Here is a 23,559-nt window from a genome sequence, read left to right as displayed (position 1 = left end):
GTGCATAACATTTTCTATAACCCTTTTTTTAACGCAACGGCAGCTGCGCTTATTCGTTCATTCGTGGCACAGCCAATCTTACATAGATAATATTATTATAACATTAAGGTAATAGTTCTGTTACACAGGCTACGGAAATTTGATAAACAGAAATTATAATGTCCCAACGCCGCGTTGAAATAGCTGTTGTATCAGATCTGCATCTGGGCACTTATGCAAGCCGGGCACGGGAGTTCACTGCTTATCTGAAAAGTATTGATCCGCGGGTATTGATCCTGAACGGAGATATTATCGACGGATGGCAATTCAGTAAACGGTACTTCCCCGCCGACCATATCTCCGCCATCAAGGAAATATTCAATAAACTTTCAACGGGCACCCGCGTTATTTATATCACCGGTAACCATGACGAGTGTATGCGCCGCTATTCCGATCTGGAACTGGGAAACTTTCTGCTGACGGATAAAGTAGTGATCGAAATTAACGGGAAAAAAGTTTGGATCTTTCACGGGGATGTATTTGATCATACTACCACCCGGCAGGCAAAATTCTGGGGTAAGCTGGGCAGCAATGGCTATGCCACCCTGCTGGTATTTAACAAATGGATGAATGCCGTTTCTCATCTTTTTGGGAAGGAAAAGCTTTCGCTCTCCCGGAAGATCATGGAGCAGTTCAATAAACGGATCGTGAACGTCGACGCCTTTGAAACCAAAATAGCCGAATTGGCTATTGAGAAAAAATTTGATGCCGTCATTTGCGGTCACATTCACCAACCGCAGCAAAAGGAAATGTGCACGCCCAAGGGATCAGTACATTACCTGAATTCCGGCGACTGGATGGAGCACATGACCGCACTGGAATACTACGACAATCAATGGAGCCTGTATACCTACAATGAAAAGGAGATGAAAACAGAACGCGCGGTAAAGCAAAAAACCAGCGCCACTGTGCTTACCAATGAAATCGCTTTTTATTTACACGCATTATCCGATACCAATAATAATGAAAATTTTTTACGCCGTTCAGGCTACCGGTAACGGGCATATCAGCCGCGCTATGGAGCTGCTGCCCTATTTAAAACAATATGGCAGTGTTGATATTTTCCTGAGCGGCAATAACAGCAACCTCCGGCTGGATGCACCTGTTAAATACCGGAGCAAGGGGCTGAGCCTCTATTACACCTGTAACGGAGGCCTCGATTACTGGAAAATAGCCCGGCATGTAAATCCACTGGCTTTAAAGAAGGAGATCCGCGCGCTGCCGGTAGCGGACTATGATTTTGTGATCAATGACTATGAATACATCACCGCGGCCGCCTGCCGGTCAAAGAAGATCCCATCTGTAAACTTTGGGCACCAGGCCAGCTTCCAGAGCCATAAAGTGCCCCGCCCGGAAGCGGTAAGCCGATCGGGCGAATGGATGCTGAAGAACTATGCCCGCGGCGAACGTTACCTGGGCCTGCATTTTAAGTCCTATGACGATTTTATTCTTACGCCCGTTATCAAAAAAGAGATACGGGAAACAACACCGGTGGACCAGGGGCACATCACCGTATACCTTCCATCTTACTGCGACCAGGAACTGAAGCAGCTCTTTTCAAAATTTAGGGACCACCGGTTCGAGATCTTCAGCAGGCAGGTCCGTACGGTAACGGATACCGGCAATATCCGGTTGATACCGGTAGACCGGCAACTGTTTAACACCAGCCTGATCCATTGCCGGGAGATCATTACCGGCGGAGGCTTTGAAACGCCTTCAGAAGCCCTGCACCTGGGCAAAAAAATAATGGCCATCCCCATCCGCGGGCAATATGAGCAATGTTGCAATGCCGCAGCCTTAAAGGAAATGGGCGTAATGACGCTCTCCAGGATCGGGGAAGACTTTGAACAGCAATTTGAAAAATGGCAGAACGAATACAAGCCCATACAGATGGATTATAGTAAGACCATTCCCCAAAGTATGGAGCGGTTGTTTGGGTAAATGCTGAACAGCTGTTAGCGATCAGCCGCCAGCCTTTCAATGATTTTTAAAAAATGCACCGCGGTTTTCTGTAACATTTTTCCGGGTATTGCGTGTAGTAGATATGCAAACCATTTCCAGGCCACTGTCGTTTTACAGCCGGGCCGCTCTATTGATCCTTTTATTTTTTGGTGCCCTGAGTGTACATGCGCAGGGCGTCATTACAGGAAAGCTTGTTGATTCCACTACAGGCAAGGCACTGTATATGGCAACAGTTACTGTATTCAAAGCATCCGATACCACAGTGGTTACCTACCGGCTAAGCGGAGAGGACGGAGCCTTTCGCATTCCCGGGCTTGCGGCAGCATTACCCTACCGGGTCATTGTGTCTTTTACCGGTTATGGCGTGTACCGCAAAGAGTTCCGGCTATCGGGCACAGAGCCCGCTCTTAACCTGGGAACGATAACCTTATCACCCGATGCAAAGGACCTGGACGAAGTACTGGTAGTAGCTGAACGCCCGCCCATGGTAATAAGGAAAGATACGGTTGAATTTAACGCCAATGCCTTTAAAACCCTGCCCAATGCCCTGGTAGAAGATCTGCTGAAGAAACTGCCTGGGGTACAGGTAGATAAGCAGGGGAATATTATGGTAAACGGGAAACGGGTAAACCGGATCCTGGTAGACGGAAAGAACTTTTTTGGCAGTGATCCTAAAATGGCATCGCGCAACCTGCCCTCCAATGTAATTGATAAAATACAGGTAACCGATGATAAGGACGAGTTGCTGGAAAACGGGGACGACAACCTGAACAATGTGGGAAAGGTCATCAATCTTACCTTTAAAAAAGGCGTCAAAAAAGGTCTGTTTGGCAAAGCCTATGCAGGTGGCGGCGGTGGTATGAACGGGAGCCGGTTTGAAGGTGGGGCCATTGCCAATATCTTCCGCGATACCTTACAGGTAAGTTTGCTGGGATATAGTAATAACCTGAACCGGCCGGGTTTTGGATGGAGCGACCTTATGCAAACAGGTGGTTTAGGCCGTAACCGCAACGTTTCAGGCGGCGGTAATAACAGCAGCAACAACAGTAATTTTGGCTCCAATATCTCCATTAACGGGATCAATTTCGGTGGCATGTCGCGCCTGGGCGGAGTTACTACCAGTAATGGTTTGGGCTTTAACCTGAACCATTCGCCCAATAAGAAAAAATCGTTTTTTGCGCAATACTACTTTGGGCAGGTACATACCGATGTAGAAACGGATAACAACACCCGGATCTTTAACGGAGATACCGTTATTACCAACAAGTCGCTTTATAATACGGTCCTCCGGGGCAATACACACACGTTTGGTGTTGGAATGAACTTAAAACCAGATACCCTCACCACGATCACCGCAACAGCCAATTATATTATTGGCGGCGAAAACAACCGAAGCCAGAACAACCAAAGCGGCATCAGCAATATTTTAGGAGACCTGAACAATGGGAATGTAGGTATCAACGGGGATACCCGCAATAATATCCTGAGGGAGAACTTTTCGCTGACCCGGCTGTCTAAAAACAAGACCGGCCGCCGCATCTCCTTTGCACAGGGCATTGTATGGAACCGGAAAAAAACGGATAGCTATACAGATGCGTTGATCCGTTATAGGTATCCCAGGGAGTTTGACAGTCTTACCAACCAGTTGCGGACAGAACAGATTCCGACATGGTTTGCTTATGCGGGTATCAACTACCGGGAGCCCCTGGGTAAAAAATGGTTTCTGAGAGCAGGAACACGATATGAGTATGAAAACCTGAAAAATGATGTGGCCACCTTTGACAAGGACGGAGCCCGGTATGATCAGCAGAATAATGACCTAAGCAGCCTGTTCTTACGCAACAGTAATAAATACCAGGCCAGTACAGGGCTCGAATTTAAACACAAAGGGCTTGCCATTACCCCCGGCGTCCGCTACCAGTACCAGCAGTTTGAAAACAAGGTATCCTATATCCCCGATCCCTTGATCCAGAAACAAAGCAATGTATTGCCGCAACTGGAGATCACTTATAAAAAACTAACCGTCAACTTCTCGCGGGATGTGCAGCTGCCGGAGTACCGGTACCTGATCCCGGTCCGCAATAATACCAACCCCTATGTCATTAACCTGGGAAATACGGGGCTCCTGCCAGCGATCATGAACCAGGTTTCTGCCAACCTGAATACCTTCAATCCCAAAAACAACCTCAATGTATGGAGCTGGGGCGAGGCCTATATTGCCAATAATGATGTGGTGCAAAGTATAACGGTAGATGAAAGCGGCATCCAAACCATACAGCCTGTAAATGCAGACGGAAGCAAACGTGTTGCCGCCAATTTCGGGCTTAACCAGGACATTAAATATAAGAACAGTTTTACTTTTTCCTGGAACGTTGGCACCTGGACGGAGTATCGGGAAAGTAAATTCTTTTACAACGAAGCCCCCGGCAATCAAAAGTGGCTGAACAGTAATGTATGGAGCAACCTGGGTTTTAACTGGGACGATAAGCTGGAAGTAAGACCGGCCTACTCCTTCTCTTATATGAGCGTAAAAAACACCAACCCCCGGTTTACGCCCGCCCGGAGTTTTGACCAGACATTGGGTACCGAGCTTGTTTTCCGGTATATAAAACATGTGATTTTTGATACCGAACTGCGCTACCTGAACAACAATGCTTTTGCCGATCCGCAATACCGGAGAATGTTTATGTGGAATGCCGGGGTCAACTTTACGTTCTTTAAAGATGAACGCGCGGTACTGCGGCTGTATGGTAACGACCTGCTGAACCAGACCCGCAATACCGATATTACTCCCTACCAGAATACCGTACGTACCACCTACAGCAATATCCTGGGGCAGTACTTCCTGGCCACATTTACCTACAACCTGCGCCCCGCCGGCGCCAAAAAGAAAGTGGGTGGCGGATGGTCGTTATGGTAATGTTCAACGTTTAAAGCCCGGCCGGCCGAATGCCGTTCGGCCGGGCTTAAGGTTCCAGGCCAGCCGGCAGGTTGAACCCTGTTTTATATCCAATGGACCATTCAATACCGTTTCCTTAAGGTATGTCACTGGGAAAGTTGGCGATAAGCCTCCCCGAAGTTTTGGAGTCTGCAGCTATTCTGTGAAAATTCCATCTAACAACCCGGTTCCAGCGTTTTTTGTGGCCACTGAGGCACTGAAGCACAGAGGTTATAGCTGGGGCCAACTGTTAGTGGATCCGTTTTATATTTTAATATCTTTCAATCTGTGAGAATCTGAGTCCCGATCGCTATCGCATGGGCGTCAAGCTAATTTTGCTAACAGGAAAGCTTCAGGGCAGCGCAGACACCATTAGTAAACGGGGATAAGCAGCGTAAAAGGTGCAGCGCACCGGTAATAACACCCCCCGCACGAGATTACCGCCGCGCTGCGGCTGGGAATATCCGTTGTGTTGCTTCAAGCTACAGATACTATCGGCGCTCGGCGCCTTTACCCATTTCTTTATTTAATCCGGTATAATATAAACTGCCGGTTGCCGGGGCGTTTTATATTAAAATCGTCTTTCTTAACCTGACGCCCATGCGATCGCTATCGGGAGTGAGCAATATTCATTAGACGTTGATGTGCTAAAGGAAACGGCATTGATTCCCTATTGACTAAGGAAAGATCAGGATATCGCAACGAACTCACTACTTTTACATTCGATAGCTGCCTGCCTGCTGATTCTACATTGGTTATTTTAAATCTATAAAAAGGCTGTATCAAAAGTCGCTGTTTTGTCATGCCGTCCCGATGGCGATCGCATGCGCGTGAAGTTAATTTTTGCCCTGGGAGCTGCAGCGCAGCGCTGATCCTGTTAGTAAACGACAATACAGGTAATAAAGGTGCAGCGCACCGGTAATCATTGCGGTTTGTACAAGCCGTGCACAGGAAATTACCGCCGCCCTGCGGCTACGGGAGGTTTTGGACGCTCATCGTTATAAGGGTCAATGGCGCGCTGCGCCTGTTTACCATTAAAAGATGCGATCTTTTTGGCGTGAAAGGCTTACCCGTACTACATTTCATGGCAACAGGATCTGTTCTTAACCTGACGCGCATGCGATCGGGATTGTTTCGGCATCTAATGATGATTGTTCGTCAATAGATGCTGAAACAAGAATAGATCCCGGGTCAAGCCCGGGATCTATTCTTCAGAACGACATCATGCTGTAAAGCGACTTTTGAGACAGTCCCTTTATCTATCGTGTTTTTATATTGAGCAGGGACGCAGTATAAATCCTATTTAATTTCAAATACGGTATTTACGGTAAAGCTTAATTTGATCTTTTTAAAATCCAGGTCAGCATCGCCGCCGGCCATATCAGCAGCTTCAGCCTTCATAGCATAATTACGGTACATTACAGGTTGCATAGGGCTGTCGCCACCATCCTGTATTTCCAGTACATTTCCCAGTGTGCCGCCCAGGGCCTCTACCATATAGGTGGCTTTCTCCTTTGCGGCTTTCAGCGCTTTTATCTTCAGCTCTTTTTTCAGCTCTTCCATTTTTGAGTAATCATAACTCTGGATGCCGGTGCTTTGGACCCCTTTGGAATCCACACCGCCCAGGATCTGATCCAGCTTGTTCAGATCACTTACTTTTAAAAGATACTGACGGCTGGCCAGGAAGTCCGGGTTCTTCTTTTTTCCGGTGGTATTGGCCCAGCTGTTCAGGTTGCTGATGGTTAAGTGCTCTTTTGTAAAACCGGCTTTTTGCACAGCGGCAAACAACTGGTTTTCTAATTTGGAAATGTCTACACGTTTTTTGCTGTTCCCGTTCTCAAAATATTCCTTCAGCGAAATACTTACATAAATGATGTCGGGCGTGATCTCGGTTTCTGCAGTGCCGCTTACATTGATCTTCCTCCTGAGGTCAACAGACTGCGCGCTTACGGTTCCTGAAGCCACCAATGATAATAATGCGATTGCGAATAACTTTTTCATGTGTTTCTTTTTTGTTGTTTTTAATGGTCACATGGAATTTTGCATAAAAATTTTCATCGCTCCGATCATAAACTTGCTCGAAAATTTTTATGGTCATTTCATGTGTTTAAATTTTAAATGAATCATTCAATGAATAAGGTTGTTTATACTGAGCAAGGGATAAAAACTTATTAATTCATCCCGGACGAAGTATAACTGCCTTAATGATGTGGGATGTTTTTCGGTTACACAACGCTTTTTTCTCTTTAACGTTCTTTTTACAAGGATGTTGATGCGGATCAATCAGAACTTTTCAATAACACCGAGGCCAAACAGGGCAAAATCATATTTTACCGGATCCCGGGGATCCAGCTGCCGCAGGTGTTCTGAAAGCTCCAGGGCCGCCTGCCAGTCATTGTTGGGTCGTTGCAGCAGGTTAAAATGCCGGGCTACACGGGCCACATGCAAATCCAGCGGGCAGATCAGCTGCGAGGGCCGGATGTCCTGCCACAAACCAAAATCCACCCCTCTTTTGCTGCTGCGTACCATCCAGCGCAGGTACATGTTCAGCCGTTTGCAGGCCGATTTACGTTCGGGAGTAGCAATATGTTTTTGTGTGCGTGCCGGGTAATGCGGAAAGATCTTTGCATCAAAAAAAGACCGGCGAAAACCAATAAGCGCGGGCTCCACCGTGGTATCTGCGGGCTGTAAATGCCGGCTGAACGCGGTTTGCAGCGATCCCTGTTTTTGGATCTTATAATGATGCTGCAGGAAATCGAGGAAATGAAAAAGGTCCGTTGCATTAAATGTGCGGTGCACAAAATGCATAAAAGGCTTCAGGTCAGCTTCCTCAAAATGCATCACAAAATCATAAGGCGCCTGGTCCATCAGCTGCAGCAAACGCTTACAGGAATTGATGATGCTCTTCCGGTTGCCCCAGGCCAGTATCGCAGCAAAGAAGCCTGCGATCTCGATATCCTGCGGAGTGGAGAAAAGGTGGGGGATAGAGATCGGGTCATCGGCAATAAAATCCGGCCGTTCGTAAGCATCCACTTTTTTATTAAGAAATGTGCTTAGTGATTTTTCAATCATTGGTTGTTATACTTCGTCTTTGCTCCGCATAAAGATATCGTCCCATTTTATGGAAAAGCCGGGCAGTACCGATACCGGAATGGTGGCCTCCGCTGCATATACAGCCACTTGCACATATTTATTTTCTTCATTTAAAATAAATATAGTAACGGATCGGTCCACAGGTTCAATGATCCAATATTCCTTTACACCAGTTTCCTGGTAAAGATTGTACTTAAAGTTCCAGTCGCGTATAGCAGTACCGCGGGATACCACTTCCACAATCAGATCCGGGGCTCCCACACATCCACGATCATCCAGTTTTGAAGGATCACAAATCACGCTGATATCCGGCTGCACCACTGTGTAGGTTTTTTCATCCTTTGTTATACCTGAGGATGGTAAGCGCACATCAAAGGGCGCCGGGTACACATCGCAGGACTTATTTTTTAGAAACAAACTAATTTCCCGGCTGACCGACATAACAATCTGCTGATGCTCGCGAACCGGTGCGGGTGACATTTTTTGAAAGATCTTTCCTTTTATCAGTTCCACATATTCATCAAACTGCCACTTCAGATAATCAGCATAGGAATACTTTTTATCAGGATCTAACTGGCTGATATCTGTAATAACCTCCGGATGCATTTGTACCGTTCCCATACTGCTGGCATTTTTACGAAGTTACTATTTTAATTTTTCCTGCAGCAACCCGTCAAAACCATCGCCTTTTACAAAGGCATAGGTCTTCTTATTGAGATGATAAAATTTCAGCCACCCATCCTCGGTTAATGCGGTAAGATCCGTTCGCGCGGTTTCCTTTGATACGCCAAAGCCGGACCGCAGCTCGCGTATGGTTATGATCTTTTCCGGTTCTTCCTTTATCCATTGAAGTGCAGCGGCCTGCCTCGGGTTCAGCCCTTCGATTGCAACAAACGGGTTGCTTTCCTTTTCTTTATTGGTGCGTTGCAGGCTTTCCTTTAATGAGCGATCGGCCATGCGCAGGGCCTGGATCATAAAATGAATAAAATAACCGGCATCGGCATTAGCCGTTACCTGTAAAAACGATTTTTGATATTGCGCCTTTAATTTAATGATGACGTTAGAAACCGCAGTATACTTTGTAGCCCAGTAACCTTTACGCAGCAGGTACCCATACATCAGCAGCCGGGCCATGCGTCCATTACCATCCCTGAACGGACGGATATAGGTAACAAGGTAAGCAATGATACAGGCTTTTACTACCGGGTGAATAAAGAAGGGGGTTTTGTCTTCGTTGATAAAAGTCTCCAGCCACTGCATCCAGGGCCGGATGGCTTTTGCATCTACGGCCCTGTAGGACGCTGCAGGCTCAATACCCGAAGCATCGTACTTATTATTGGTACGGTAGCGACCGATCCCTTTTAATTTGATCGTATCTTTTGTCAGCAGCTGGTGCAGCTCCAGCAGCCTGACTTCTGAAAAAGGCTCCTGGTCCCACTCTTTTACTTTTTGCAGGCATTTATAAAGATTAACAACCGCCTGTTCGGTTTCATTAGCGGTCGTTTTCTTTTTCAGCAGCAGCTCCCGGACCATCTTACGGGTAGCCGGGTAGCCGGCCAATTGTGCAGAAGCCATCGCTTCATCAAGCGCAGCATTTACCAGGTAGCGGTGGTCATTTTTTTGATCCAGTACGGCGGCAATATTCTGTCCTCCTGCCAGGTGCACATCCAGGTCGTGTAAAGCCGCTTCCATATCATTGGAAACAGACCAGGTAAATGATTGATCAAAAATGACCAGGTTTCGTGTAAAGCCCTGCCCGCGGGCCTGCCGGGCAGCCGCCCATATAACCGCATTGGAAAGTGTTTCCGGTTTCAGGGTCATGTGCTGTACTTTTTCCCAATCGAGGTAGCCGTTGTTGATCTGGAGAATGGTTTGCGATAGTGCTGTTTGTTCTGCTTCCGGTAATTCCCTGTTCATAAAATGATCCTTTAATTGACCAATTACCTGCAAGATAGTTGGTTTACAGGAGAGAATGCACATTTTTTGAACGGTGATCAAAAAATTAATAAGCGGGATTCAGGGGCTGTTCATTTTATTGCCCCCCAATAAATCGGGGCGATAAAAAGATGAATTCAATCGTTATAAAAAAACGTTCTTTAATAAAGATCCGGTAAAATGTAAAATATCAAACACCCAATAAAAAATGCAGAAGTGAGCCTCGTTAAAACCGACAAGTTTTTTTTCATAAGCGAATACTCCTTTTTCATTTTACATTCTTCATTTGATATTTTACATTTATGAGACAGACGCATCGTTTAACCGATCGCCTGCTTCAGATCTTCTACCAGGTCGTCTGCGTCCTCAATACCTACACTCAGCCGGATCAGCGAATCGCTTAACCCGTTCTTAATGCGTTCTTCCCGCGGAATGGAAGCATGTGTCATCGAAGCCGGATGGTTGATCAGTGACTCCACTCCGCCCAGGCTTTCTGCCAGTGCAAATATTTTTGTAGCAGTCAGCACTTTAGTAGCCGCCTCCGTTGAGTCGTCCTTCAGTTCAAAACTCATCATTCCGCCAAAGTCGCGCATTTGCTTTTTTGCAACAGCGTATCCCGGCTGATCTTCAAAACCACACCAGTATACTTTCTTAACTTTTTCACTCGCTGCCAGGAACTCCGCCACCTTTCTGCCGTTCTCGCAATGGCGCTGCAGGCGTACATGCAGGGTTTTAATACCGCGCAGTACCAAAAAGCAATCCATAGGGCCGGGTACTGCACCGCTGCTCTTCTGAATAAAGAACAGACGTTCGCGCAGTTCATCACTGTTAAACATGAGGGCCCCCATTACCACATCGCTATGCCCCCCCAGGTATTTGGTAGCAGAGTGCATTACGATATCGGCTCCAAGGTCCATTGGGTTTTGTAAATAAGGCGATGCAAAGGTATTGTCTACACAAAGCAGCGCCCCGGCCTCTTTTGCAATAATTGCAACTGCCGCAATATCGGTGATATTCATCAGGGGATTGGTGGGCGTTTCGATCCAGATCAGTTTTGTGTGATCCGTTACCGCACGGGCAATATTGTCCGTATTGGTGGTATCTGTATAAATAAACCGGATCCCATAGTCTTCCCAGATCTTTGAGAACAAACGGTAAGTGCCCCCATACATATCATTGGCGGCAATAACCTCATCACCCGGTTTTAATAACTTGATCACCGTTTCTGTAGCCGCCACACCACTGCTGAATGCCAGGCCATGCCGGGCATTTTCCAATGCAGCCAGCGACTGTTCCAGGGCGGTTCGTGTAGGATTCCCCGCCCTTGAATAATCATAACCCTGGTGCTGATTGGGTCCTGATTGTACAAAGGTGGATGTCTGGTAAATAGGCGTCATTATTGCCCCTGTTGAAGGATCGGGGGCCACTCCTGCGTGAATGATTTTTGTGTTCAGCTTCATATTCATCTGTTTTGCGGCACAAAGGTAGGTATTGCCGGCACTGAAACCATCCGGTGCACCCAACCAAAACTACGGAACGTTCGTAAATGAGCCATGAGCCTAATTATGAAAGGCTTAACATTTTTTTCATGTGAAGGCTGTAACATATAAGCAGTTGGTGCGACTTATATATACAAACGCGTTTCAATGATCCTGTAAGGGATCAAAAAGTTAAAGGAGGAGTTACTGTCAGTGAAAATGAGAAGTTTTACCCGGAGAAATCAACCGTTCACCCCGTTTCTTGGGTAGTTGACCCCAAACCACTTGACAGATAGTGCAACCCGATACTACTTTTGATTTAACAAACCAATAAAAAATTTAAAACCGCCGCTAAGGCATAAAACCTTTTAAAATGAAACTCTTTATTCTGACCGCCGCTCTGTCCCTGGGTTTAAACGCGATGACTGCTGTTGCAGCAAATCCCAATGTAAATGCGAAAGCATTAAAAACATTTAATGCTATCTTTACCAATGCACAGAATGTACAATGGAATACAACTGCTGATTACAACGAGGCCAGTTTCCGTGCCGGATCCATATCCACACGCGCTGTGATCGACAATAACGGGGTACTGATCCGCACGATCAGGTACTATAAGGAAAACAACCTTCCTTCTAATATCCTGTATAAGATAAAAAAGAAATACGATGGTAAAGAAATATACGGTGTTACAGAAGTAACCAGTGCAGAAGGAACCAATTATCATATTGTGGTACGTGACGCCCGGAATCTTTACAACGTAGCTGCTGATAATAACGGAAGCGTTACGCAAACAGCAAAGTACAAAAGAGGAGATATCTAATATCGCTCTTTTCAACTCAGACATTTCTCATGTATAATACGGAGTGGAACATTCTTGTTCTCTCCCTTTTTTTTTATAAGGCAACCGGCTTTAAACATAACGAACGCCAGGACATTTATCAAGCCCCCATTGCGGGCTTTGCGGATTCCTTGCGCACCTCGCGGTTAGATTTTAAACGCAAAGTTCGCGAAGGCTTTTCGCAACGAACGCCAGGACATTCTATCAAGCCCCCATTGCGAGCTTTGCAGATTCCTTGCGCACCTCGCGGTTAGATTTTAAACGCAAAGTTCGCGAAGGCTTTTCGCAACAAACGCCAGGATATTCTATCAAGCCCCCATTGCGGGCTTTGCGGATTCCTTGCGCACCTCGCGGTTAGGTTTTAAACGCAAAGTTCGCGAAGGCTTTTCGCAACGAACGCCAGGATATTCTATCAAGCCTCCATTGCGGGCTTTGCGGATTCCTTACGCACCTCGCGGTTAGATTTTAAACGCAAAGTTCGCGAAGGCTTTTCGCAACAAACGCCAGGACATTCTATCAAGCCCCCATTGCGGGCTTTGCAGATTCCTTGCGCACCTCGCGGTTAGGTTTTAAACGCAAAGTTCGCGAAGGCTTTTCGCAACAAACGCCAGGATATTCTATAAAGCCCCCATTGCGGGCTTTGCAGATTCCTTACGCACCTCGCGGTTAGATTTTAAACGCAAAGTTCGCGAAGGCTTTTCGCAACAAACGCCAGGACATTTATCAAGCCCCCATTGCGGGCTTTGCGGATTCCTTGCGCACCTCGCGGTTAGATTTTAAACGCAAAGTTCGCGAAGGCTTTTCGCAACGAACGCCAGGACATTCTATCAAGCCCCCATTGCGGGCTTTGCGGATTCCTTGCGCACCTCGCGGTTAGATTTTAAACGCAGAGTTCGCCGGGGCATTCGTATTGTTGCATTTTGTATTTTTGCGCGCAATAAATCAATACCCTATATATGAGAAAAAGAAACCTTATACTGCTGCTGTTGCTATTGCAATGCCTGCAGTATGCGTACGCGCAACAAAACAATACCGAACGTTATCCTGATGCACAGCCATCCTGGTACCTGGGCGCCCGCGGCGGTTATATATTCAAAAACCAAACACTTGCAGAAAACCCGCTTTACTACTTCAACAGCGGATACTTTGCAGAACTGAATGGCGGATGGCGTCAAAAGGCCTTTAGCTGGGAGCTGGCCCTGGGCACACTCAATGTACAGCGCAATAAAGCCTCCATGGAATTTAACCCGGCTGCCGCAGACATTTTAAATGGCTTAAGCAATAAGGCCGTTTTTAAAAATGCATTGGATGCCGGAGAAGCCGATGGTCAGTATTACCAGATGCCGGCTACTACAAGAACGCTTACACTCAGCAAAAACTACCGGAACTTTTATGCCCTTACGGGCCCCAATATATGGCTGGGAAAAAGAAGGTTGCAGGTAAATGTGTACGCACAGGCCGGGGCTGCCCTGCAGCGTTTTGGCTACTACTATGTAAAAGGTAACGGGGCCTCAGCCAATACCTTTACTTACAACTATAATACGCCCACTAACCCACCCGTAACTGTGGGCAAGGCCAATGTATCGATTGATGGCAACTACACCCAATATGCCATGAGCAAGGCTTTTTATGACGATTATACCGCCAGCGGCGCCAACGACCCGGATAAGGTAAAAGAAAAATCCACCGTGCAGTTTATTGCCCGGGGTGGTGCGGGCATCAACTACTTTGTATCGCCCAGGGTTTCCATCAATGCAGGCGCCGACTACTGGCATATACCCTCCCCCGCAACAAAGAGTGTCCAGGCCTTTGATGGCAATGCTACCGGCACCGTGCTTATGAACGGCAATGCCACGCCGGTAGCCTTTAGCGACAAAACCAGCTATAGCAAAGACATCACCGGCCCAAAACCACTGCGTTTTATCAGTGCCAGTCTGGGAGTTAGAATATGGCTGGGCAGATCGCAACCCACAGCAGCGCCCACACTTCCCCCACCGGCAGTAGTACCGGCACCGCCCGTGATCGTACGCAAAAACATCATTATAAAAGTAACCGACCAGCCCACCGGGCAACCGCTTAAAGATGTAGCGGTAAAAATAATCAATGAAGGCAGTCGCGAAGCATTTACCGCGGTTACGGATGCCAACGGCCTAATACCCGCCTATGCTAATGTACGGGCCGGCCGGTACCGGGTCATTGGTGAAAAAAACGGAGTAAGCACCACAGAGGCCATTATTACCGATGCCGATTTCAGAACAAGGAACACCACCATTATTAAAGAGCTGCAGCACAATGATGCCCGGTTTACCCTGGAAGGGAAAACCATCAACAAGCAAACAAAAAACCTGCTGCCCTTTATACAAACAATGCTCACCAACGAAAACAAGGCCTCCGTGCAGCAAAAAACATCCGATACAAATGCAGCCTTTGTTTACCTGCTGGATCCCAATACCGACTATACAATATCAGCACAACATAAAGGGTATTTTTCCAACAAGGAAAAGATCACCACAAAGGGGCTCAACAGGAATAAAGTAATGTATGTAGACCTGGAGCTGGATGTAATGGAGTTCAAACAAGGCGCCTCTATTGTATTAAAGGACATCTTTTACGATTTTAACAAGGCCGATATCCGGCCGGATGCCGCTTTGGTGCTGGACAACCTGGTAAAGGCGCTGAAAGAAAACGCCACCATCCGCATAGAGCTTTCTTCTCATACCGACAGCAGGGGCAGCGATAGTTATAACCTGAAGCTTTCGCAAAAACGGGCGGAAGCTGCCGTAAAATACCTTGTCAGCAAGGGCATCCAGGGCAACCGCCTCCGGGCAAAGGGCTATGGTGAAACCAAGCTGGTCAACTATTGTGCAGACGGTATTTCCTGCACAGAAGAGCAACACCAGCAAAACAGGAGAACAGAGATCCGCGTTCTTGAATAATAACCAGGAGCCGGTTACTGATAAAACAAAAGGGGCTGCATAAGGGCCCCTTTTTTGTTGATACGCCGGTACATCCCGGCCATTACAGCCGTTGCCAGTTATATTCAGGACTGCTATAAATAAAAAAGATCATATCGATTTTCCCCTTTTCTGTTATCAAGCACTGCCGAATTTGATTGACCATGAGCTATTCAGCAGACCCTAATTATTGGGCGTGGGTTGGTTAGCAACAGCGGCTTTTGTTACAGCAGGTTGCCAGCCCTGCTGCGGATCCAATGTAAGCCGTATTTCTACCGGCCGGGGAAAGGAAGGCTTCTCCTGTTGGGCTGGCCGTTTTACCAGCCGCTGTAGTTTTACCTCAAGATAGCCGGCCATTTCAGGATCAGCGGTATAAAACGCCGCTGCCTGCGACAAATACTCTGCGCCCACAGGCGGCGGCAGTAATTGCAGGCTGTTGTTACGGTCGTACAGCAGCATACCGTTTTTATGTACCCAGCTAAAAAACAAATTGCCCTCATCAAGCTGTCGTAATACAAAACCCAGCGGATGAATAACCATGTTTACCGTTCCAAAATGTGCCACCATTTCCTGTATGGCGGCGCGCCTTTCTTCATCCACCGTTACAGCACTGGGTGTAATGATGAGCAGATCGCAGGTAAAATGCCGCTCTTCTGCAAACTGCTTTTTCACAAAAGCGCTTCGCCGGGTACTTACCGAGGTTTTATAACCAAAACAATAAATAAGAAGAGGATCCAGTTGGGTAGCAATCAGTTTTTTAATACAATGCACCGCATTCTGTTCTTTACCGTTCAGCTGGTTGATATAGTTTTTCATAAGTTTATTTTTTATTGATTTAAAACTCGTTTTGTAAATACATACCCGGCTTAAGCTGGCCGCCTACATGGGTTACCTCCCGCACATTGATCAGGTGTGCCGCCTCCATGAGCTGTACCAGGTGCAGGTAAAGATCCAGCACATCCAGTTCAGCTGGATCCACAAAAAAGGTACACGCACGACCCGGTATGGTTTGCAGGCTGGCCTTCCATTGCCGGGGCGATTGAAATTCAAAAAAATGGAGCAGGGCATGGTAGGGATTCCTGTACGCTTCTTCCGACAAGACCCGGGGAAAGCTGGCCCAGCAATACCCCTCATCTTCCGGTTCATTACAGTATAGCGGGCCGTGCATCAGGGTTTCATCCAGCAGCACTCCTGTTCTGTTTTTTATACGGTAGGCAGCCAGCATTACAGAGCGTATGGTTTTAAAGCACAGGTACACCGCTGCCGGGTCTGTTCTTTTGTAGATGGCTGCTTTTGTTGCATGCAGCAGTGTCTCCCGGATCATATCCCGGTAAAAAGAAACAGACGAATTGCTGAAACAACCAGCAAATACCTGGTAGGGATCATGAATGGGCTGGCCGTACCAGCAGGTAGTCTTAAACGGGTCTTTGTTGTTTTTGTTTTTCATGTGTCTTGTTTTTTGGGGTTAACTATTAATTACGATAATGAAACGCTTAATTAAGAGCTATTGTACCGCATGGAAGAATCAATTTTTATAAACACTTGTATAGAAAATCAATACTAAAGTACAAACAAACCTATAATTCTCCAAATAAAAGTATATTTTTTTTATCTTTCTTTTCGCTTAGTCTTCATAAGTGTATAGAAAAACCTAATAATCAATGACTAAACTTGGACTTTATTTAGCCCAGAAATCCGTTAACAAATCGGAAGTGGCGCGCAAAACCGGTCTTTCAAAGGCAAGAATGAATGAGCTTACATTGAATGAGCGAAGCCATTTAAGAGCCGATGAACTGTACCTGATTGCACTGGCCATTGATGTAAGGCCCGTTGACCTGCTGGAGTATGTGTGCGGGGGTATAAGGCTGATGGGGCAATAATAGTTATGGGTAAATCCCTGCACTAAACTTTTTTGTAGCTTCTATCAGCATCAATGCAAGGTGGTGTGAAAGGCCATCATAACTAAGCCTGCAACGCCGGTTTTATCGATTCCGCCAACCGAAAATACCTGGGCCTATTCAATTCCTGTTGGGCGGAATTCGCCTTGGGGCGGACAAGATTTTTATTCGCTGATCTATTATTTTTTTAATGGACCTTATGAGCTCCCTTCGGTCGGTTGCTCCACTTTTCATTCCCGATTGATCGCATGCGCGTCAGGTTAATTTTTGCCCCGGGAGCTGCAGCGCAGCGCTGATCCTGTTAGTAAACGACCATACGAGCGATAAAGGTGCAGCGCACCGGTAATCATTGCGGTTTGTACAAGCAGTGCACAGGAAATTACCGCCGCGCTGCGGCTACGGGAGGTTTTGGAGGTTCATCGTTATAAGGGTCAACGGCGCGCTGCGCCTGTTTGCCATTAAAAATGCGATCGTTTTGGCGCGAAAGGCTTACCCGTACTACATTTCATGGCAACATGATCTGTTCTTAACCTGACGCACATGCGATTGACCGGGAGAAAAGTGGAAGAAAAAGCCTGGACATCGGGGTTAAACAACAGACCCTATTTACAATAAGCAGGCATTGCAATCACACAAAAATGGAGCACGCAAATTACGGGCAACGTCACTGTTGCTCCGCCATTAGCCAGGCGGCTTCCAGCAGTTTGCTGAAGTAAAACCAATGGGAAAACAGGTCCATTTCCAAACCAATGGCGCGGTCCATTAAACAATGATACAGCGCCAGGTGCAGCCCGATGGTCCACTCCTCCCGGGTTTGATACCCAAAAAATGTTTTCAATACTTCATAAGGATTAGCACGTTCCCTGGCAGATATAAAGTAGGAGGCAAAACTTGTGGGCTCCTCCCGGCCGGGTTGCCGCTCCTCCTCTGCCTTGTGGTGCTGCGGCGCGTGTTGTTTGCCCGCCGGCTTCGGCTGGCCCTGCCGGTACAGGTAATGGGCCGCCGCTATAACAGAGTGAAAGGCCATAAAAGCACAGCAAACGCGGTACACGGGTATTTCTTTTTGGGGTTCAAACTGCTCAATAAAGAGCAATACATGCAGCAGTATTTTGCGCAGGGCATCAATATCCCCGGCATGTTCAAAACAAAGAAAAAATGCCCGGTAGGGATTGGTGGTGGCTTCCAGGCACCAACTTTCTGTATGAAAAGGATCGGCAGTTTTGATCTTTTGCATCGGTTTTAATTTTTAAAGGTTATAACAATAATGAAATCTTTAGCGGGGCGATGTGTGGTGCCCTATGTTTCCTGTACCCCTGAAATTCTGTGTCATTGCCACTGAAACGCAGTTCCGAACGTTTGGAATCATGCTACAGCAATGGCCCCTGCTTTTAATTCAGAAAAGAAGTCCAAAGCCCTCAGTGTTTCAGCGCCTCTGGGCAATCGCAGCAGGCTTTAAAAGGCCTCCCACATGGGTAACCTCCCGCACATCAATAAGGTGGGCCGCTTCCATTAGCCGGGTCAGGTGTAAATACAGCTTTAGCAGGTTAAGGTCCTCATGGCCGGTATTGCTGGCCAGCGCATAATCCAGCATTTGCGCCATGCTTTGCTGCCACTGTGCAAGGGTTTGGTATTTAAAAAAGTGGCGAAATACCCGGTAAGGATCCCGGTACTCTTTTGTGGACAGGTTTTTGGGCAGGTACGCCCACGCTGCCCAGCGGCCATCCGGCCGGGCATACAGCCGCTTTTGAGCAAACTGCCCCGGCTCTATTTGCAGCACACAGGTATTGCCCTGCCGGTATAGCCGGTGCGCCGCCAGCATTACAGAGCGTATGGCCCGGAACATGCAAAGCACATGGGTCGGCTCGCTTTTTTTGTGCACTTTATTGCCGGCCGCAGATAGCAGCACCTGCCGTATGGTTTTGCGAAAGGCGCCAATGTCTGCAAAATCAAAGCTGATGGCAAAAACCTGGTAGGGATCTGTAACCATAATGTGGTTCCAGCCAAGGGTTTCAAACGGGTCTTTAGCATTTTTGTTTTTCATAAATTTTTGTTTTGGGGTGAAGGTTTTTCGTCATTTCGACCGGAGCGCAGCGTCCCGAACGATCGGGAGGAGAAATCTCTGAAGTACTATTATCGCCAGCGCAAGCTGGCTGCTCTTAGGGGGCCCGGCGGGCCAACGCCGGCCTTTGCTGTTGTAGCCGCGTGCAGCCCTCACAGGTCTGGCGCGCCGGGGAAGGCGGTAATGATCTCCCCCGCGGCATCCGTTATTACGGTTATTGTACTAACCGGCTGGCCTCGGCTGTTATACCCGATGGTGGCCCCGGTATCATATACGCGTTGGCAATGGCCGCCGGGCGGGGACTGCTGTGGCGTTTGCTGCGCCGCATCTTTTATGGCGGACACGATGGCGGGTATGGGTATGGTAAATTTGCCGGCGAGCGGGTGGCGGGCTACCTTGTGGTAATGGCGCTCTAATATATGGGCCAGGGCCTTTGCGCTGAGGTACCAGCTTTTGCGCAGCAGCTTTTTTTGGTTTTTTACGGGTAGCTGGCGCAGATGCGCCCCCTGCAATTGTTGCAGCCAGGTTTGGGTATCTGCCAGTAAAAAGAGCACGGGCAGCCATTGCTCTTCATTAAAGGGGTTGGTGTTTTGCGTTGGTGTAGTAACGGCGTGCATAGCGATGGGTTTTAGCAACTGGAAAATTTTTAAGCCGGACCGCCACACCCAAAAAAGAAGCGTGGGTTAGTCCTTACCGTACTGAAGGGCTACGACACCCCAAATCCGAATAAGAACGCCCACGCTTTAATCTTTAAATATACAATAAAGAGAAGCATGAGCGATTTACCTTAATCCCGGATTTTTTGAAAGGTCGTAGTTTTCAGTACGAGAATAAAAGCAAATGCGCTTTATAATTTATGTTTGAGATAACGATTATCTGCTGTCAAAAATGAGATTGTGTATCATAATTCAATTTTTTATTTTCAATACCAAGATAAGATAAATTTCCGAAAAACAGAAATTTATTTCTGTAAAAATATTTTTTAGTTCCTTATTTCAGCTTCCTGGCATGAAAATCCATCGGTTTAGGTTTCCTATATTGCCAATTAAATGGTGAAATCCACTACTAATATGGCAGAAAAGCGAATACTCAATCGGATTAAAGGCGTGCTGGCCGATAAGGACAAAACTAATTTATGGCTTGCCGAACAATTAGGTAAGAATAAAAGTACTATTTCTAAATGGTGCACGAATGATCAGCAGCCTACGCTCGAAACTTTGTTTGATATTGCCGCAATATTGAAAGTGGATGTACGTGAGCTATTGGTAAGTACGGAAAAGTAGGTGGCTACTTTGTTAGTAATGTAAATACTGCCCATGGTAACACAAAAGAAACGTTATAATCGGATTAAAATAGTCTTGCTGGAAAATGAAAAGTCAAATATTTGGCTGGCAGAACAATTAGGCGTAAGTAGAACTACTGTATCCAAATGGTGCACGAATGATAACCAGCCAACGGTTGAAACCCTGTTTAAAATTGCGGAAGTATTAGGGGTGGAAGTGTGTGAGATGCTGGTGACAGGGAAGAAATGAAATGTTACACCCAGTTGCCAACTTAGTAAATCGTCACAATATATATACGGAAAGCCAGAAGCAATTGAAACTTGATTTTGCCAAAAGATACCCAAAACTGAAGTAAGAATATATGAGGAACAACTTTGGCCCACGCGTAAACTTTTGGATTGACCATTGGGAAGATTTAATTAGCAACTTTCTGGATAAATCTTATGGTCTAACCCTATACAGCCCACATAGCCTAATAGAAGATATTATTATCGAAATAGAAGACAACGGATTTGACAAATCCGAAAACAAGAAGTATTTCCGAAACAAACTTGGAGAGTATTATAAAGAAGACAAGGTAATTAAGGATTCTTTTTCCACTGAGTTTAATATCTTGATTACAATACTGCCAACAGATAGGATCAGTTACATATCAGAACAATCAAAGCTTATTTTTGAAAAGTTCTCAAAGGGATTATATTTCGATACAGCGCTGAAACAACTGATTTCCCTTCTTGATAGCCCCGATCCAATTGACAAAAGCTTTATTTCTTCGATAAGCAATCTTACAAATAACATAATTGTTGAATTTATTAAAAAAGGCTACGACCTTAAGGATATAGAGAGATTCCCAAACAATTTATTTGACACATATCAATACGAAAATGAAGAGAACAGCACGTTTTTACATACGAAGTTTCCCCACTCGCAGGATAAGAAATCCTTTAATTATAAAAACGGAAAAACAAACTGGAACAAATACGCCAAAGCAATAAAAGAGGAAATCGATAAACTTAGTATTATAAGCAGAATTAAATATCTTTCTAACTATTACTACAAAAAAAAGGAAACAGTTCGATACATTTTTGCCATTCACGGCATTACAGGAAATGGGATATGGGAATTCGATGACATAACATTATACTCATTAAATAAAAAGCGATTCATAATCGATGATGAAGAAGCGATTCACGAAAACCTTCATCGTTATAATGAGGATCAAACGAAATATCCTAATTTATTGCAGGTCGTGACGGAAGCACAATATCTTCTTCCAAAATCTTCATTGAAATTAGCATTAACCGCAATAAACAGCAAGATTGATTTACTTACATATTTTTACAATACAAAAACACCAATAGAAGTTGATAGTTCAAAGTTTATAATAGAAAAAGATGGGGAACTTTTGTATACCTCTCATGCAAGAAGAAAAGACGATTATGACGAAAAAATTTATCATTCCATAGAATTAGAAAAAATAAAAAGCCATACTACAGAGCTTAATAAATATCTATTTCTTTTTGAAAAATCAAGTTTCGCTAATAAAGCAGTATCTCAAATACTAAATGCCATACACTGGTTCAGCAAAGCAGAAAACACATCAAAAGATGAAGACAAACTTCTAAATTACTGGATATCGTTAGAAACTTTATTTAACACTCAAATCGATGTTACAAAAGATATCTTGGAAAAAAACATGCCCAAGGTTAATCTAATTCAGGAAATTATTTCATCCAACTACATATTCGTTTTTCTGTATAAATATGGCTGGGATTTACATAGTCATTACAGGATATTAGGCAAACCCGAAAGTCCAATATTTAATCGACTGGGAATCCCAACAGCTCTACTTAAAGAGGCGGATCTATGTGTTTCTATAGGTCAACCGATTTACCTAAAAAAATTCGTAAAAAATGTAAAAAAAATTCAAGAGTATGAACCTAATCAGTTCTACAAAAATCAAATTGAAGAGATTCATTCGTTTTATCACGACGCCAAATATAGATTGGAAGCTCTTCGTTCACAAATAAACACCATCAAAGAAGATATTACGATGATATATAGATTTAGGAATCTAATTGTTCATAATGCTCATTTTAACAACACTCTGCTGCCATACTATATATGGAAAATCAAACGTTATGCAGAGGAACTAATAAGAACATTATCAACCATGGTTTCCGAAGAGCAATTAGAGCTCCATCAAATGTTAATTCGTATTTATCAAAAGAAAGAAGAGTTTCTTAAGAAGACAGAGGTCAATGCCGTTGATTTATTTAGATCCGAAGAATAAAATATTCCCATATGGGCACAAAAATCAGCTATAAAAGTGTTGGACACAATCCTCATGGTGATAATAGGATTAATTTAAGAGGAATTGCACCAATTGATCCCGAACCGTCTTTTGAAGAAGCGTTTGATGACCCAACGTTTCAGTTTATGTACGTCACGGATAATGAGGTTTTCGGCGTTAATAAACTTAAATACAATAAAAAGAAATTTATTTTATTAGAGCCCAACCCTGTCTCCTGTTATTTTTCAATAGCATACGATCTGGTAAAACAAATTGATACTGCACGAAATCAGTTAAATGAAGTTTTACAAAAGAAGCGAACAAATAACGACTATGATCTGGCGGTACCGTTTAGCTATGTTTTTAAAGTGGCTTCTATTGGAGTTGTATTTTCCTGTCTTGCGCTGGAAGCTTTCATGAACCAAATGCTGCCGGATTATAAAAAAATAGCATTTAAAGGAAAACAGATGTCAAAGCAAGATGTTGAACGATGGGTTTCTTTTGAAGATAAATTTTCCAAAATAATTCCACAAATTGATGGTCGAAATTTCTGTGAACTGCACTCATCGCGGGCGATGACCATACGGAAGTTAAAGAAACTAAGAGATTCTTTCGTACATCTCAAACAGAAAAGAGCCGATGGGTTTACATCCTATGACGAAATTTATCAAGAGGCACTACAAATTAATTATGACACTGTTTCATAAAGTGTGTAAGTTAAAATCGAGTCATAACGGATTCGATTTTTTAACTTTAAACACAATATGCACAAATGAAAACGGAAGA

The 23,559-nt window shown here is 45.2% G+C and carries 20 protein-coding genes; 10 read left to right on the top strand and 10 right to left on the bottom strand.

Going from position 1 to position 23,559, the window contains the following annotated elements:
• Positions 1–158: 158 nt before the first annotated feature.
• The 3 genes from GGU45_RS19240 to GGU45_RS19230 all read left to right on the top strand — a co-directional run bounded on the left by GGU45_RS19240 (position 159) and on the right by GGU45_RS19230 (position 4,921).
• Positions 159–1,037: a UDP-2,3-diacylglucosamine diphosphatase gene (locus GGU45_RS19240; protein ID WP_435227535.1), complete on the top strand. Its 879-nt coding sequence runs from the start codon at positions 159–161 to the stop codon at positions 1,035–1,037.
• Positions 1,003–1,980: a glycosyltransferase family protein gene (locus GGU45_RS19235; protein ID WP_435227533.1), complete on the top strand. Its 978-nt coding sequence runs from the start codon at positions 1,003–1,005 to the stop codon at positions 1,978–1,980. Before GGU45_RS19240 ends, GGU45_RS19235 begins: the two co-directional genes overlap by 35 nt.
• Before the next feature lie 88 nt (positions 1,981–2,068).
• Positions 2,069–4,921, top strand: coding sequence for an outer membrane beta-barrel protein (locus GGU45_RS19230; protein ID WP_435227531.1), 2,853 nt, complete (start codon positions 2,069–2,071; stop codon positions 4,919–4,921).
• A gap of 1,317 nt (positions 4,922–6,238) precedes the next feature.
• On the opposite strand, the gene GGU45_RS19225 is transcribed toward GGU45_RS19230, so the two are convergent.
• The 5 genes from GGU45_RS19225 to GGU45_RS19205 form a co-directional block, all read right to left on the bottom strand.
• On the bottom strand, positions 6,239–6,940 hold the full coding sequence (locus GGU45_RS19225) for an SIMPL domain-containing protein (RefSeq protein ID WP_435227530.1): 702 nt from the start codon (positions 6,938–6,940) through the stop codon (positions 6,239–6,241).
• Positions 6,941–7,222: 282 nt separating this feature from the next.
• On the bottom strand, positions 7,223–8,011 hold the full coding sequence (locus tag GGU45_RS19220; protein WP_435227528.1) for a TIGR02757 family protein: 789 nt from the start codon (positions 8,009–8,011) through the stop codon (positions 7,223–7,225).
• Positions 8,012–8,017: 6 nt separating this feature from the next.
• Positions 8,018–8,653 (bottom strand): Uma2 family endonuclease, encoded by a 636-nt coding sequence (locus GGU45_RS19215; RefSeq protein ID WP_435227527.1) that lies wholly within the window; start codon positions 8,651–8,653, stop codon positions 8,018–8,020.
• A 24-nt stretch (positions 8,654–8,677) separates the two neighbouring features.
• A complete protein-coding gene (locus GGU45_RS19210) occupies positions 8,678–9,949 on the bottom strand; it encodes a Fic family protein (RefSeq protein ID WP_435227526.1) in 1,272 nt (423 codons plus the stop codon).
• 338 nt (positions 9,950–10,287) lie between these two features.
• Positions 10,288–11,427 carry a cystathionine gamma-synthase gene (locus GGU45_RS19205; RefSeq protein WP_435227525.1) on the bottom strand — a complete coding sequence of 380 codons (1,140 nt, stop codon included), beginning with the start codon at positions 11,425–11,427 and terminating at the stop codon, positions 10,288–10,290.
• 391 nt (positions 11,428–11,818) lie between these two features.
• Between GGU45_RS19205 and GGU45_RS19200 the strand changes: the two genes are divergently transcribed.
• Positions 11,819–12,268: a hypothetical protein gene (locus tag GGU45_RS19200; RefSeq protein ID WP_435227523.1), complete on the top strand. Its 450-nt coding sequence runs from the start codon at positions 11,819–11,821 to the stop codon at positions 12,266–12,268.
• Positions 12,269–13,242: 974 nt separating this feature from the next.
• On the top strand, positions 13,243–15,222 hold the full coding sequence (locus GGU45_RS19195; RefSeq protein ID WP_435227521.1) for an OmpA family protein: 1,980 nt from the start codon (positions 13,243–13,245) through the stop codon (positions 15,220–15,222).
• 201 nt (positions 15,223–15,423) lie between these two features.
• On the opposite strand, the gene GGU45_RS19190 is transcribed toward GGU45_RS19195, so the two are convergent.
• Positions 15,424–16,056, bottom strand: coding sequence for a hypothetical protein (locus GGU45_RS19190; RefSeq protein WP_435227520.1), 633 nt, complete (start codon positions 16,054–16,056; stop codon positions 15,424–15,426).
• 19 nt (positions 16,057–16,075) lie between these two features.
• Complete coding sequence (locus GGU45_RS19185; RefSeq protein WP_435227518.1) at positions 16,076–16,687, bottom strand: hypothetical protein; 612 nt, start codon at positions 16,685–16,687, stop codon at positions 16,076–16,078.
• Positions 16,688–16,901: 214 nt separating this feature from the next.
• On the opposite strand from GGU45_RS19185, the gene GGU45_RS19180 reads away from it, so the two are divergent.
• A complete protein-coding gene (locus GGU45_RS19180; RefSeq protein ID WP_435227517.1) occupies positions 16,902–17,120 on the top strand; it encodes a helix-turn-helix domain-containing protein in 219 nt (72 codons plus the stop codon).
• Between the two features lie 682 nt (positions 17,121–17,802).
• Here the strand turns inward: GGU45_RS19180 and GGU45_RS19175 are convergent.
• From GGU45_RS19175 to GGU45_RS19165, 3 genes are all read right to left on the bottom strand, one after another.
• Complete coding sequence (locus tag GGU45_RS19175; RefSeq protein ID WP_435227516.1) at positions 17,803–18,372, bottom strand: hypothetical protein; 570 nt, start codon at positions 18,370–18,372, stop codon at positions 17,803–17,805.
• Between the two features lie 189 nt (positions 18,373–18,561).
• Positions 18,562–19,179, bottom strand: coding sequence for a hypothetical protein (locus tag GGU45_RS19170; protein ID WP_435227514.1), 618 nt, complete (start codon positions 19,177–19,179; stop codon positions 18,562–18,564).
• A 170-nt stretch (positions 19,180–19,349) separates the two neighbouring features.
• A complete protein-coding gene (locus tag GGU45_RS19165) occupies positions 19,350–19,832 on the bottom strand; it encodes a hypothetical protein (RefSeq protein WP_435227512.1) in 483 nt (160 codons plus the stop codon).
• Positions 19,833–20,267: 435 nt separating this feature from the next.
• Between GGU45_RS19165 and GGU45_RS19160 the strand changes: the two genes are divergently transcribed.
• The 4 genes from GGU45_RS19160 to GGU45_RS19145 all read left to right on the top strand — a co-directional run bounded on the left by GGU45_RS19160 (position 20,268) and on the right by GGU45_RS19145 (position 23,480).
• Complete coding sequence (locus GGU45_RS19160; RefSeq protein WP_435227510.1) at positions 20,268–20,480, top strand: helix-turn-helix transcriptional regulator; 213 nt, start codon at positions 20,268–20,270, stop codon at positions 20,478–20,480.
• A gap of 33 nt (positions 20,481–20,513) precedes the next feature.
• Entirely contained in the window at positions 20,514–20,729 is a 216-nt protein-coding gene (locus GGU45_RS19155; RefSeq protein ID WP_435227509.1) for a helix-turn-helix transcriptional regulator, read from the top strand.
• Between the two features lie 112 nt (positions 20,730–20,841).
• On the top strand, positions 20,842–22,773 hold the full coding sequence (locus GGU45_RS19150) for a hypothetical protein (protein ID WP_435227507.1): 1,932 nt from the start codon (positions 20,842–20,844) through the stop codon (positions 22,771–22,773).
• 11 nt (positions 22,774–22,784) lie between these two features.
• Entirely contained in the window at positions 22,785–23,480 is a 696-nt protein-coding gene (locus tag GGU45_RS19145; protein WP_435227506.1) for a hypothetical protein, read from the top strand.
• Positions 23,481–23,559: the final 79 nt, after the last annotated feature.

The organism is Niabella hirudinis (genome assembly GCF_051201075.1).
In the GTDB taxonomy this organism is placed as follows: domain Bacteria; phylum Bacteroidota; class Bacteroidia; order Chitinophagales; family Chitinophagaceae; genus Niabella; species Niabella hirudinis.
This window is presented reverse-complemented; position numbering and strand designations above follow the sequence as displayed.